Origin of the sequence: Psychrobacter sp. P2G3 (assembly GCF_001593285.1) — a bacterium.
Lineage (GTDB): Bacteria > Pseudomonadota > Gammaproteobacteria > Pseudomonadales > Moraxellaceae > Psychrobacter.
In genome coordinates this window covers 1,341,041-1,354,462 of the sequence record NZ_CP012529.1, presented here as the reverse complement: position 1 = coordinate 1,354,462, position 13,422 = coordinate 1,341,041, and the positions used below count along the sequence as shown (strand labels likewise).

Annotated in this window: 12 protein-coding genes; 6 read left to right on the top strand and 6 right to left on the bottom strand. The window is 41.6% G+C overall.

Features of this window, described 5'->3' with window-relative positions; genetic code table 11:
• Nucleotides 1-22: 22 nt before the first annotated feature.
• On the bottom strand, nt 23-541 hold the full coding sequence (locus tag AK823_RS05685) for an Rrf2 family transcriptional regulator (RefSeq protein ID WP_068327151.1): 519 nt from the start codon (nt 539-541) through the stop codon (nt 23-25).
• Between the two features lie 84 nt (nt 542-625).
• Complete coding sequence (locus AK823_RS05680) at nt 626-1,879, bottom strand: NnrS family protein (RefSeq protein ID WP_068327148.1); 1,254 nt, start codon at nt 1,877-1,879, stop codon at nt 626-628.
• A gap of 177 nt (nt 1,880-2,056) precedes the next feature.
• Here AK823_RS05680 and AK823_RS05675 point away from each other — a divergent pair, with 177 nt between their 5' ends.
• Nucleotides 2,057-2,287 carry a hypothetical protein gene (locus AK823_RS05675; RefSeq protein ID WP_068327145.1) on the top strand — a complete coding sequence of 77 codons (231 nt, stop codon included), beginning with the start codon at nt 2,057-2,059 and terminating at the stop codon, nt 2,285-2,287.
• Between the two features lie 120 nt (nt 2,288-2,407).
• Here the strand turns inward: AK823_RS05675 and AK823_RS05670 are convergent, their stop codons facing one another.
• Nucleotides 2,408-3,898, bottom strand: a complete 1,491-nt coding sequence (locus AK823_RS05670; RefSeq protein WP_068327143.1) for an aldehyde dehydrogenase family protein — start codon at nt 3,896-3,898, stop codon at nt 2,408-2,410.
• 388 nt (nt 3,899-4,286) lie between these two features.
• Here AK823_RS05670 and AK823_RS05665 point away from each other — a divergent pair, with 388 nt between their 5' ends.
• From AK823_RS05665 to AK823_RS05645, 5 genes are all read left to right on the top strand, one after another.
• Complete coding sequence (locus AK823_RS05665) at nt 4,287-4,934, top strand: TetR/AcrR family transcriptional regulator (protein WP_068035315.1); 648 nt, start codon at nt 4,287-4,289, stop codon at nt 4,932-4,934.
• A 414-nt stretch (nt 4,935-5,348) separates the two neighbouring features.
• Nucleotides 5,349-6,566, top strand: a complete 1,218-nt coding sequence (locus AK823_RS05660) for an iron-containing alcohol dehydrogenase (protein WP_068327140.1) — start codon at nt 5,349-5,351, stop codon at nt 6,564-6,566.
• A 191-nt stretch (nt 6,567-6,757) separates the two neighbouring features.
• Nucleotides 6,758-7,807, top strand: a complete 1,050-nt coding sequence (locus tag AK823_RS05655) for an NADP-dependent oxidoreductase (protein WP_068327137.1) — start codon at nt 6,758-6,760, stop codon at nt 7,805-7,807.
• Nucleotides 7,808-8,025: 218 nt separating this feature from the next.
• Nucleotides 8,026-8,703, top strand: a complete 678-nt coding sequence (locus AK823_RS05650; RefSeq protein WP_068035309.1) for a type 1 glutamine amidotransferase domain-containing protein — start codon at nt 8,026-8,028, stop codon at nt 8,701-8,703.
• A gap of 52 nt (nt 8,704-8,755) precedes the next feature.
• On the top strand, nt 8,756-9,391 hold the full coding sequence (locus AK823_RS05645) for a glutathione S-transferase (RefSeq protein ID WP_068035307.1): 636 nt from the start codon (nt 8,756-8,758) through the stop codon (nt 9,389-9,391).
• 101 nt (nt 9,392-9,492) lie between these two features.
• On the opposite strand, the gene pdxH is transcribed toward AK823_RS05645, so the two are convergent.
• From pdxH to guaB, 3 genes are all read right to left on the bottom strand, one after another.
• Entirely contained in the window at nt 9,493-10,155 is a 663-nt protein-coding gene (pdxH, locus tag AK823_RS05640) for a pyridoxamine 5'-phosphate oxidase (protein ID WP_068039093.1), read from the bottom strand.
• A 47-nt stretch (nt 10,156-10,202) separates the two neighbouring features.
• Nucleotides 10,203-11,573: a phosphoglucosamine mutase gene (glmM, locus tag AK823_RS05635; protein ID WP_068327134.1), complete on the bottom strand. Its 1,371-nt coding sequence runs from the start codon at nt 11,571-11,573 to the stop codon at nt 10,203-10,205.
• Between the two features lie 190 nt (nt 11,574-11,763).
• Nucleotides 11,764-13,236: an IMP dehydrogenase gene (gene guaB / locus AK823_RS05630; RefSeq protein ID WP_068327131.1), complete on the bottom strand. Its 1,473-nt coding sequence runs from the start codon at nt 13,234-13,236 to the stop codon at nt 11,764-11,766.
• Nucleotides 13,237-13,422 lie beyond the last annotated feature (186 nt).

The following is a 13,422-nucleotide window of genomic DNA, read 5'->3' as shown; positions in this document are numbered from 1 at the left end:
ATATCGCTGATGTTGAGCCTTTTTACATCTTTTGGGAGAACAAAAACTGACTCAACTCGTCTTCATTTTTAATAATATCTGCCAAGGTATATTTTTCAAGGACGGTAATAAACGCCGTTAACGCTTCAAAAAACACGCCTTTAAGTTGACATACTGGCGTAATTACACAGCCTACAGTTTTATTGACATCTTCATTGATAAGCGTGATTGGCAAACCTGTCGAGCGTGGCTTTCTATCATCACTGCTGACTGGCGTGGCAAAGCACTCGACCAAGTCAAAATCAGGCTCTATCTGTTTAATCAATACACCCAAATTGATGTCTTTAGGCGCATAAGCCAGCCGAATACCACCATTCTTACCGCGCACACTTTCTATATAACCAAGCTGACCTAATTGATGAATAATCTTGGTCAAATGACTTTTGGATATATTATAGCTGCTAGCGATATCACTGATATTTGCCAGTGTTTCTGGCTCTGGCTTCACTGCTAAATAAATTAATGAGCGCAGTGCATAATCACTATAATTGGTCAGTCGCATAAATTTGCGCTCCTATTTAATTCAAATTACTTAAAAATTTATCCATTCAAACCTAATTACCAAAAAACTATAAACTATAAGTCATTACCCAAATAAACCATCGGGTCTAGGACGTGCGAGCATCGGCAGATAACTCATGCAAAATAGCACAAAGCAGGCAATCCATGCGCTTTGAGCAATCATAATCCATAATAGATAATGACTCATATCAACGAGTGGTAATAATACCCGACTAACAAATACCAGCACCATCAAAATATACATTACATTCACGCTCTTGGGTGGCTGATGAATACTGCGTCCCGTATGCCCAAGTGATACACGCGTCATCATCGCCACCGTCATCATCCCAACACCTGCAATCGCTAACCCATGCATAGCAATACTATGCGCGTACCCTAACCATGGCTGTAGCGCATACAACAAGAAGCTCAAACACATACCTAAAAACGCGATATATAGTGACCATAACAATGGTTTTTGCCAAATACCGCGGTGATACCAACCTTTTAGGCGCACGATATTGACCACTGCCACGCCAAGCGCGGTAACGGTAAGTAAGTACTTATTAGGGTAAAACGAATCCACGATAAAAAAGGCTAAAAAGAACACTAGGCTGGCGATATCTTGCACTTTGCTATTACGTAAGGTGACGGTTTCTTTGACGCCTTCAGCATTGGTCACGCTAAGACCCCGTTCAATAAAGAATGGCACCACGCGCCTGCCAATGGTCAATACCAAGCCGATAATTAAGTAAAAACCCAAGTAGATACCTACTCTGGTCGTACTCATGTCTGCGTTGATAATCCCCCAGTAACACAATCCGTTGCCCAACGTTAATAGCGCCAGCTTCGCTAAAATACCCATCTGCTTATACTGCTTTACTTGCAATACTGCTCGAAATATTACAAAAGCCATTAAGCCGATGAACAATAAATCAAATACTGCGGCAGCATATAACAACGATATACTACTACCCGCAATCGTCATGCCAAGCCCAAAAGCGAACCAGCTAATACGTGCCAGCAACCAGCAGCTAAAGATACCCAGCAACTTATAGCCATGCGGCATCATTACTCCTGTCCAGGTTTTTACCGCTGTCAGCAAGAATCCTGCGACCACTGCCAAGGCATAACCATAAATCATCTCATGGCCGTGCCAGTACAACGGATTTAAAACCTGTGCATCGATATCAGTATGTCCAGTAAATACAAATGACCACAGCACCATCATCACCACCGCAAATACTGCCGCTGCACTAAAAAATATGCGAAAGCTCAAATTAAGAATAGGATGCGGAGAGCTTGGTGGCTTGCTAGGTAAGTTGATAGATTGCATGACCGTCTTCTTAGGGTAATTTTAGAAAATAGATATTAAAATTCATTTTAAATGAATGTTATAAGCTATACAATGGATAACCGTAAACATTATCGCTCCTTCATCTTTTACATTACACTCGCCTCATTGACTGTTAAGACCTTCGCTGCTTAAATGGTTCACTTCTAGGAGAATACTATGACTGAAGAAAATGCACCGGAAGAAAAACGCAAAATCGTCAATAAATTTTTGATGACGCTTACCAAAGAACAGCCACAAATGTATTATGCAACGACATCTGAGATCTCTCGTAGCATCCATACGATGATAAAAGAACATACCAATCGTTTGTCAGTAGAAGAGCAAGCGCTTGTTAGAAATATGACTATTGAAGAAATTGAAGCCTTGCTAGGTTTTCATTCTCGATAGCACAACCTTAGATAGAAAATTCTTAGATAGAACGACCAATACTCACACAAAAAAAGACCGCTAAAAAAGCGGTCTTTTTCATACGTGTTAATTAAGTTTAGTATTATTAAAACGGCTAAATTAGAATGGATATTGACGCGGTTCGTTTTGCATTGATATCCAATGCGTTCTGGTAAATTCTTCCAGTATCCATTCACCATTAAAGCGGCCAATACCTGAATTTTTCTCGCCGCCAAATGGCATATTGCTCTCATCGTTGACTGAGATATCATTAATATGGGTCATGCCAGCTCTGATACCACGCGCAAAGCGCAGACCTTTTTGCATATCTACTGTAAATACCGCACTAGATAGACCATACATGGAGTCATTGGCTATCGATAACGCATCATCCTCATCTTTGGCACGGATGATACCGACCAATGGTCCGAACACCTCATTACGTGACAAATCCATCTCACGAGTGACTTCAGTAAAGATATGCGGTGGTACTACCTGACCTTTTATCTCACCACTCAAAATCATTTTGGCACCTTCTTCCTGTGCTTTAGCGATTTTTTCTTTCAGTGATTTGACTTGTTTTTCATTAATGATTGGACCGACTGCCGTATCTTGCTTGTTCGGATCACCGACGTTTAAGGTTTTAACATGAGCTAAGAAGCGCTCAATAAAGTCATCATAAATCTCGTCTTCAATGATAATACGGTTGATAGCGAGACAGATTTGACCTTGATGAAGGAACTTACCGAAGGCTGCTGCCTTAACCGCTTGCTCAATATCTGCGTCTTTTAATACCACAAATGGGCTATTACCACCGAGCTCAAGCGCAACTTGCTTGATGTAATCGCCACCATTGGCCAATTCGCCAATATGTTTACCCACTGAAGTTGAACCAGTAAATGATACAAAGCTTGGAATGTCATGAGTAACAATGGCATCACCAATCTCACTACCAGCACCGACGACAACGTTGAGTAATCCTTTTGGCAAACCGGCTTCTTCGAATACTTTTGCTAACAATAAACCACCGGTAATAGGTGTGTCACTTGCAGGCTTAAGTACAACCGCGTTACCGAGTGCTAATGCAGGCGCGATAGAACGCTGGGTAAGATGTAGCGGGAAGTTCCATGGGCTAATAACGGCTACGACACCGATTGGCTCACGGTAGACGAAGTTTTCTTTACCGGGGGTGTTTGATGCGCGAATTTCGCCATGGACACGGTTAGGGAAACTGGCTGCTTCAAGCGTAATCGCACGCGCACTACCGAACTCTACCATTGCTTTGATACGCGTACTGCCCGACTCTTTGATGAGCCAATCGACAATTTCGTCTTGACGCTGATCTAAGACATTAACGACGTTATACATTAAACTGGCACGCTCAGCTGGCGTCTTTTGTGCCCATTCTTTTTGTGCCGCATTCGCTGCCTGATAGGCTTCATCAAGCTGTTCTTTCGTCGCCTGTTTAATCTCGACCAGCGTGTCGCCATTATATGGATTGACATTAGTATTGATGCTGTCATCTTGTCCGCTCTGCCACTCACCTGCAATATACTGCAAATGAAAGTCGCTATAGGCGTTGTTATTGCTATCAGTATTATTGGTTGTCATAACTACTATCCTTAATTAGTTGTGATAATTATTAGTGTGATGTTAATTAAAATTATTCTTTATAAAATATTTTGCGAAAATCATAAAAAAGCGCTAGCAAGATTCTAGACTATATACCTTATATAGACGATAAAGCTATTAAGTCAAAAACCAAGCTTGCTAGACGACTGGTCTAATGGTAACATAGACGGTAGATAAAACAAGACTGCTTCGGCGTTAAACATTGTTGATAAAACGTAACTTCTATAAAATTATACTTATGTAATATAGCACTACACAGCACTACGCAATGTTTTTAAGCGTTATAACCTGATGCCTTAGTTTGAAACTCTTACACTAATATAATTATAAAACTAAAAAACATTGTTCTAAGGAGAACAGAGCTCTTATGTCTATTATTAAAACTGCTACAACATCAAATATTGCACCTTCAGATATTGCTCCATCGAATATCACCCCATCAGATACAAGGGCCCACCTACTAGCGATAGGTTACCAACTGATTGCGCAGAAGGGCTTCACTGCTGTCGGTATCAAGCAGATACTAGACACGGCAGGCGTCCCTAAAGGTTCTTTCTATCATTACTTTGCTTCGAAAGAAGCGTTTGGTGAAGCTATTATCAATCATTACTTTACCAAGTATAAGAATCGCCTTGAGACTATTGGCGCCCAAGATATTAGCGCGCAGCAAAAGCTTTATGACTATTTTCAAAGCTGGTATGACACTCAGCAAAACGGCTGTGATCACGAAAAATGCTTGGTCGTTAAGCTTAGCGCTGAGGTTGCCGATATGTCAGAGCCCATGCGTAAAGTACTTTACGCCGGTTACCAGCAAACCATCAGTTGGCTTGCCGAACAAATCAAAGCTGGCTGGGCAGATAACTCTGTACCACAACTCGATAATATCGCTGCAGAAAGTGTGGCGAAGCGTTGGTACTTTGCATGGCTTGGTGCTAGCTTGATTGCTAAAATTAGTCAAACCAATACACCACTTGCCGAAGTATGGCAGATGACCACTACAGAGATGGGCCGCTAATAGCGGCTCTTTGCTCTGTATCCCTTTTATATCTAGCTTTAAGTTTGTAAAAACTATTTCCAAGACCTATTACGTCTAGCCTATGAGCTATATTAGACAAGCCTCTTTATCTATCAGTTTCATCCTAACTACTTTACTCTCAAGATGATCTAAGCAGCGCTTAACAGCATATGGGTTACTAAGCTTGTACTTTAAGTTCTGCTCAAAGATTTTGCATTCTCATTTTCATATCCAGTTTCTTATAAATGATAGATATACGAGAGTTTTGTAAAAACCTATAGACGACCGGTCTAATTACTGTACAATGCCCACATACGCAAAAACGGATTAGATAATTTTCTAGTCTGTTTTTGCAAACCATAAACTTCTACAAACCATACACTCAACCAATACTAAATGAATTTCAGGAACCTTATGAATAACTTTCAATATTACAATCCAGTACGTATCGTCTTCGGCGAAGGCCAAATCGAACAACTATCAGATCTAGTGCCTAATGATGCAAAAGTACTTATCACTTATGGTGGCGGCTCGGCTGAACGCACAGGTACTCTAGACGAAGTCAGAAAAGCGTTATCAGCGAGCGGAAATCGCGAAGTCTTTGAGTTTGGCGGCATCGAGCCAAACCCAGAATTCAATACTCTGCTTAAAGCAGCTGATATGGTTAATGAACATAACATTGACTTTCTATTAGCAGTTGGCGGTGGTTCAGTCATTGATGGTAGTAAGTTTGTCGCGCTCGTGTCTTCACTTAACGAAGATGACAGCACTGTCTCACGTGAAAAAGCATGGGATGCACTTCTTAATGGTTGTGCAAACATAGATACTGCTATCGATTTGGGTGCCGTATTGACTATTCCAGCGACTGGTTCTGAGATGAATAACGGCGGTGTGGTTAACCATAGTGAACGTCAAGCAAAACTACCTTTCCGTAGTCCACTTGTCTTCCCTAAATTCTCAATTCTAGACCCAACCAAGACGATGACATTACCTGAACGTCAAGTAATGAACGGTGTTGCTGATGCCTTTGTCCATGTGATGGAACAATACCTGACTTATCCAGTCAATGCGAAAGTGCAAGATGCCTTCGCTGAGAGCTTACTTAAGATTTTGATTGAGGAAGGCGCAGCGGTTAAAGCAGATCCAGAAAACTTAGAGACACGTAAGAATATTATGTGGACGGCAACTATGGCGCTTAACGGCTTGATTGGCACTGGTGTACCACAAGATTGGACGACACACATGGTTGGTCATGAATTAACATCATTACATAGCATTGACCATGCTCGTACTCTTACCATCTTGTTGCCATCGGTAATGCGTGAGCTAAAAGAAAGCAAAAAAGACAAGTTACTTCAATATGCCCGTAACGTTTGGGCTATCGATAGCAATACTGATACAAAACAAGACGACGACAGCATCATCGAGACTGCTATCGTATATACCGAGAACTTCTTCCGTAGCCTTGGCCTACCAGTTAGCTTAGCAGATGCTGAATTAGATGAGTCAGCGATTGACCCGATTATCAAGCAGCTTGAAGCGCATAACATGGTAAAACTGGGCGAACACGGTAACAATGACTTAGAAGTATCACGTCGTATCTTAGAACGTTCGTTAACCAGTGTGGCTTAATAGTAGTAGAGTCTTTTAGAAGCTGTAATCTGAGAATATAAGCCAATAAAAATAATAACTTTATATAAAACAGCAGCTTTGCGTATTGTTTTTATTATTAGTAGCCATTCACTGTTGAGTGGCTGCTAACTTTAAAACCTAACACCATACTTTAAAACTATAAACCAATAAATAAAATAAGGATTATTAAAATGAGCTTTGATAAACAACAAAATCAAAAAATAAACCGTCAAATTAAATTGGCCAGTCGCCCTCATGGCGCGCCAAAAGCTGAAAACTTTGACATGACAACCAGCGATATCCCAACGCCAAATGAAAATGAGATGCTGCTACGTACCGTCTATTTATCATTAGACCCGTATATGCGCGGACGTATGAGCGATGCTAAAAGCTATGCTGATCCACTAGAAGTTGGCGATGTAATGATGGGCGCAACGGTTGCTCAAGTCGTTGAATCTAACCTTGATAAATTTGCCGTCGGCGATTTGGTTGTTTCAAATTCAGGCTGGCAGGATTATAGCGTCAGTGATGGCGAAGGCGTACTGAAATTAGATAAAGATATGCCAAACCCTTCATATGGTTTAGGCGTATTGGGGATGCCTGGCTTTACCGGTTACATGGGTTTGACTGATATCGGTAAACCACAAAAAGGTGAGACGCTGGTCGTCGCTGCCGCAACAGGTCCCGTTGGCGCAACAGTTGGTCAAGTTGGTAATCAATATGGCGTACGCACCGTTGGTATCGCAGGCGGTAAAGAGAAATGTGACTTTGCAGTGAATGAGCTTGGCTTTGATGTCTGTATTGACCATAAAGCCGATGATTTCGCTGAACAATTAAAAGCCGCTTGCCCAGATGGTATCGATATCTATTACGAAAACGTCGGCGGTAAAGTATTTGACGCGGTCATGCCATTATTAAATGCTCATGCACGTATCCCAGTGTGCGGTCTGGTCTCTCAATACAACGCGACTGAACTGCCTGATGGCAAAGATCGTTTAGGTATGCTAATGGGTCAAGTATTGGCCAACCGTCTAACCATCAAAGGCTTTATCATCTTTGAAGAGTATGGTGATCATTTCCCAGAGTTCCTAAAAACCATGAGCAAATGGGTTGAGTCAGGTGACGTGAAAACCAAAGAATCCATCGCTGAGGGCTTAGACGATGCACCAAATGCCTTCGTTCGTATGCTAAATGGCGATAACTTCGGTAAAACAGTCGTTAAAGTAGCTGACGTTAAATAATTCTTGTTAAATAACCGATGCTCACTGGACAGTTAAATAACGACTTAACAACATAATTTGTTAAGACAACTACTGAAAATGACATCTTTACCATGAATACTGTTACATGAATACGGCTAGCAGTCATCGTTAATGCCAATATTTACTAGGTTTTATGAATTAAGCATGACTGCTAACAATCAATAATTTAAAAATCACTTTAATAAAAAAGGACAAATATGAATATTTTAATGGTACTAACTTCACACGACAAATTAGGCGATACTGGTAAAAAAACTGGCTTTTGGCTAGAAGAATTCGCAGCCCCTTACTATGCTTTTCTTGATGCTGGCGTCAATGTGACCCTCGCCTCTCCTGCTGGTGGTCAGCCACCACTTGATCCTAGTAGCGATACTGAAGATGCGCAAACGAAAGATACCAAGCGTTTTAAAGAAGACAGCGATGCTCAAAAGCATCTTGCCAATACCAAAAAACTTGCTGATATGAAAGCGGAAGATTTTGATTCAGTATTCTATCCTGGTGGTCATGGTCCATTATGGGATTTGGCAGTCGATGAAAACTCTATCAATTTGATTGAGACTTTTGTGAAGCAAGACAAGCCTGTTGCCTTTGTTTGTCATTCTCCTGCAGCACTCAAAAACGTTAAGATTGACGGTGAATACTTAGTAAAAGGTAAGACCGTTACTGGCTTTACTAACACAGAAGAAGAAGCAGTTGGCCTTACCGATGTGGTGCCATTCTTGGTAGAAGATGCGCTGATAGCTAATGGCGGTAACTATGAAAAAGCCGCTGATTGGGAGTCGTTTGTGGTCGAAGACGGTTTGTTGATTACTGGTCAGAATCCAGCCTCATCAGAAGAAGCTGCTAAACGTTTGATTGCTAAGCTTAAAGGCTAATAGCATTCGATCGATGACTAACACAACAGACTAATCAAAAAAGGCCAATACTATGATTCGCTTACATCATCTTAATCAATCGCGCTCGCTACGTACGCTTTGGCTATTAGAAGAGCTGGGTGTGCCTTATGAAGTTGTCAGTCATCAACGCGATGCCAAGACTCATTTAGCACCAGATTCACTAAAGGCGGTACATCCACTTGGTAAGTCTCCGGTTATCGAGATGGATGGACAAATCTATGCTGAGTCAGGTGCTATTACTGAGTTGTTGATTGAACGATTTGCGCCAGATCGTCTGCGTCCTGCAACAGATAGCTCAGATTATGGCTATTATCTGCAATGGATTGATTTTGCAGAAAGCTCACTCATGTTGCCATTAATGCTTGAACTGTTTACTAGTAAAGCAGGCATTGATGACAATGCGTTTTTAAACGGTTATATCGAGACAGAAAAAACCAGATTGTTCAAATATCTGGATAAATCAGTCGAAAATAAGTCGTTTATTGTAGGTGATAAACTGAGTGGTGCCGACTTTATGCTATCGTTTGATTTAATTATTCTTGCTAAGCGTCAAAAGCTTGAAGATTATCCTAACATTAAGCAATATGCATTGCAGCTTGCTGGCATTGAGAGCTATCAAAACGCTATGCGCCTTGAAGCCGAGTATGATGAATCTAGACAAACATAAATGTCTTGTTTGTCATTTTAGCCACTATAAATAATGATAACTAAAAAAAAGGAGTCCAATTAAATTGGGCTCCTTTTTATTTGCAATAAAGAATGAGAAGCTTATGGCAATAAGCGCTTGGTAGACCAGCTAGCATCATCTTTATTCACATTACTGCTATCACGAGTATAGACAATACGATCATGCATGCGACTAGCGCGCCCTTGCCAAAACTCAATCTCATTAATGGTAATCTCATAACCACCCCAAAACTCCGGCGTTGGTACTTGTGAATTCTCTGGGTAATCAGCTTGCAGCTCGGTAAAGGTTTGCTCCATTACTTCGCGATTAGCCACTTCACCGCTTTGTGGTTGACTGACCCACGCGCCTACTTGACTATCATGTGGACGCTTTTGAAAATAAGCTGCAGATTTATCAGCATTTATTTTAGCAATGCTGCCACTAATGCGAATTTGACGCTCAAGCTCATGCCAAAAGAACAGTACCTCAGCATTTGGATTTTCTGCGATATCCTGACCTTTAGCGCTTTCGTAGTTAGTATAAAATACTACGCCATTCTCAGTGATTTCGCGCATAAGAACGATACGGACACTAGGCTTATTGTCCGCGCCGCAAGTCGCTAAGCTCATAGCATACGGCTCTTGCACTTGCTGCTCTATCGCCTCACTCATCCAGCCTTTTAACAGCTCAAACGGTGATGCTGGTACCGACTGCTGATCAAGACTACCTTTTTCATATGATAAACGCTGATCAGTAAAGTCCATGCTCATTGTGCTTCCTTATTTTAATATTATTATCATATCAAACACCATTAGCCCAATACGGTTTTAATGTGGTTGGCTAAATCATTGGCCATTACATCACATTCAATTTCGTCATCTGACTCGACCATAACTCGAATCATCGGTTCTGTGCCTGATTGACGGATAAGCAAACGACCACGACCTTCTAAAGTAGTCTGTGCTTTATCAAAAGCTGTCACCAATTCCTCATACTCGTAAGGGTCCTGCATTTGATTCAAACGGACATTGACAAGTTTTTGCGGTAAGATCTCAAAGCCTTCCGTCAACTCACTTAATGCTTTACCTTGTGATTGCATAACGGCAAGCACTTGTAAGCTTGCAATAATAGCATCCCCAGTACGACTCTTATCTAAACATAAAATATGTCCCGATGGCTCTCCGCCTAGTATCCAGTCATTGGCTTCAAGCTCTTGCATCACATAACGATCGCCAACTTTGGCACGGGTAAATTCAATGCCTTCGTTTTGTAGTGCCAGCTCTAAACCCATATTACTCATGAGCGTACCTACAACCCCTTCAGCACGCGTCTGACCTTGGGTAGCAAGTACATATAAGATGCCATCACCATCGACCAGCTCGCCTTTTTCATCAACCATCACGATACGGTCGCCATCACCATCTAAAGCAATACCAACATCTGCATTGTGCTCTAATACAGCCTTTTGCAGACCTTCGGGATGCGTCGAGCCACAGTTAGCATTAATATTAATGCCATCAGGTTTATTATTAATAGCAATCACCGTGGCACCAAGCTCACGCATGACTCTCGGCGCTACACTATAGCCTGCACCATTCGCGCAATCTACTACTACCGTCAGATGGCCTAAATCATACTGATAAGGAAAGCTACCTTTACAGAATTCAATGTAGCGACCTATAGCATCATCAATTCTAGTATGCTTACCCAACTGCGCTGGATCTACAATAGGCATAAGTAAATCATTATCACTATGAGATGCATTCATCATCGCTTGTAACTTATCATTAATGGCATTTTGCATCTCATCGGTCAGCTTTTTGCCATTACCTGAGAATAATTTGATACCGTTATCATAATAAGGGTTATGTGAAGCTGAAATAACAACGCCAGCATCTGCATGGAAACTACGAGTAATATGTGCAATAGCTGGTGTCGGTAATGGGCCAAGCATATGAACATCTACCCCTGCGGCATTAAAACCTGCCTGCAACGCTCCTTCAATTACATAGCCTGATAGGCGTGTATCTTTACCAATTACGACACTCGGTTTGCGATTAGGATTATCATTATTTTCTATGAGCACTCGCCCCGTTACATAACCTAGTTTTAAAATAAAATCGGGGGTAATAGGTAGTTGACCAAACTTTCCACGTATACCATCGGTACCAAAATAGCTCATTATGATTATATCCTTATGCTAGGTGCTAAAAGTAAAAGACTAGATAATGCCATCAGACATCACAGTCTATCTACTGCATCGTTTATAAAAAAAGCCAACAACACACGAGCATTGTTGACTGTTTGTATCTTAAAGACATTATATATCAAAGAATGAATATTTAAAGCGATAATTTAGTTAACGCTTTCGTTTAGTCCACACGATAGTTCGGTGCTTCTTTGGTAATTTGCACATCATGGACATGAGATTCTTTCATGCCTGCTGATGTGACTTTGATAAACTGTGGTTTGCTACGCATATCTTCGATAGTAGCACAACCGGTATAGCCCATTGATGAGCGCAAACCGCCAACCAATTGGTTAACAATACCAGCAACTGGTCCTTTATAAGGAACGCGACCTTCGATACCTTCTGGTACGAGTTTTTCTACACCATCTTTGGCATCTTGGAAGTAGCGGTCTGATGAACCGTTCGAACCTGACATCGCGCCTAAGCTACCCATACCGCGGTAGGCTTTATAGTAACGACCTTGGAACAACTCAACTTCGCCCGGTGCTTCTTCAGTACCAGCCATGAGCGAACCTACCATGATGCACGACGCACCAGCAGCGATTGCTTTTGCTATATCGCCTGAATAGCGAATACCGCCATCTGCTATCAATGGAATGCTGTCTTGCAATGCACTGGCAACATTATCGATAGCGGAGATTTGGGGTACACCAATACCAGCGACAATACGCGTGGTACAAATAGACCCAGGACCAATACCGACTTTTACCGCATCAGCACCCGCATCGCGTAAGGCTTTAGCAGCGTCGCCTGTCGCAATATTACCACCGATAACTTGCACATTTGGGTAGTTTTTCTTAATCCAAGAGACTTTATCAATGACACCCTTTGAGTGACCATGAGCTGTATCGACTACAATAATATCCACGTCAGCCTCAATCAAAGCCTCAACGCGCGCTTGTGTATCTGCACCCGTACCAACAGCAGCGCCAACACGCAGACGACCATGCTCATCTTTACAAGCATTAGGGTTGTTTTCAGCTTTGGCAAAGTCATTAACTGTAATCAGGCCACGTAGACGGAAATTATCATCAATGACAATGACTTTTTCGATACGATGCTCATGCAGCAATTTTTTGATATTTTCGTTACTTTCGCCTTCATGAACGGTGACTAACTGCTCTTTTGGCGTCATGATATGGCTAACTGGTAACGATAAATTGGTCTCAAAGCGCCAATCACGATGGGTAACGATACCAACGACTTTATCTGTACCCTTCTCTACTACAGGCACACCTGAAATATTATTATCTTGAGTTAGCTGTAATAAGTTACCGATCGTCATCTCTGGATGTACCGTAATAGGATCAACGACCGTACCTGCTTCGAACTTTTTGACGCGGCGTACTTGCATGGCTTGTTTAACGATATCCATACTCTTATGCAAAATACCCATGCCGCCCAGCTGTGCCATAGTAATAGCCATCTCTGACTCAGTCACAGTATCCATAGCAGCAGAAATTAGCGGCAGATTCAGAGTGATATTTTTGGTCAAACGAGTAGACAGATTGGCAGTTTTTGGCAGGACTTCAGAATAGGCTGGTAACAACAAGACGTCATCAAAGGTTAAGGCTTCATCGACAATTCGCAACATACAGACCCCTAGTGGTGGTTATTTTGATGGGTGGGATTTTCATATTAAGACAATGAACCAAGATACCGGTATGACCTTACGATATTTAAGTCTTATGTGGCAAAGACTTACAATCATAGAGCTTTAGATAATTAGCAATAAACCAGTAGTTATTTGTCATTAAACAAATGGAGACACTCGAAAATT

Bases quoted from the DNA above. Each gene is read 5' to 3' on its own strand.
- AK823_RS05685 (WP_068327151.1), bottom strand. From the start codon at position 541: ATGCGACTGACCAATTATAGTGATTATGCACTGCGCTCATTAATTTAT.
- AK823_RS05680 (WP_068327148.1), bottom strand. From the start codon at position 1,879: ATGCAATCTATCAACTTACCTAGCAAGCCACCAAGCTCTCCGCATCCT.
- AK823_RS05675 (WP_068327145.1), top strand. From the start codon at position 2,057: ATGACTGAAGAAAATGCACCGGAAGAAAAACGCAAAATCGTCAATAAA.
- AK823_RS05670 (WP_068327143.1), bottom strand. From the start codon at position 3,898: ATGACAACCAATAATACTGATAGCAATAACAACGCCTATAGCGACTTT.
- AK823_RS05665 (WP_068035315.1), top strand. From the start codon at position 4,287: ATGTCTATTATTAAAACTGCTACAACATCAAATATTGCACCTTCAGAT.
- AK823_RS05660 (WP_068327140.1), top strand. From the start codon at position 5,349: ATGAATAACTTTCAATATTACAATCCAGTACGTATCGTCTTCGGCGAA.
- AK823_RS05655 (WP_068327137.1), top strand. From the start codon at position 6,758: ATGAGCTTTGATAAACAACAAAATCAAAAAATAAACCGTCAAATTAAA.
- AK823_RS05650 (WP_068035309.1), top strand. From the start codon at position 8,026: ATGAATATTTTAATGGTACTAACTTCACACGACAAATTAGGCGATACT.
- AK823_RS05645 (WP_068035307.1), top strand. From the start codon at position 8,756: ATGATTCGCTTACATCATCTTAATCAATCGCGCTCGCTACGTACGCTT.
- pdxH (WP_068039093.1), bottom strand. From the start codon at position 10,155: ATGGACTTTACTGATCAGCGTTTATCATATGAAAAAGGTAGTCTTGAT.
- glmM (WP_068327134.1), bottom strand. From the start codon at position 11,573: ATGAGCTATTTTGGTACCGATGGTATACGTGGAAAGTTTGGTCAACTA.
- guaB (WP_068327131.1), bottom strand. From the start codon at position 13,236: ATGTTGCGAATTGTCGATGAAGCCTTAACCTTTGATGACGTCTTGTTG.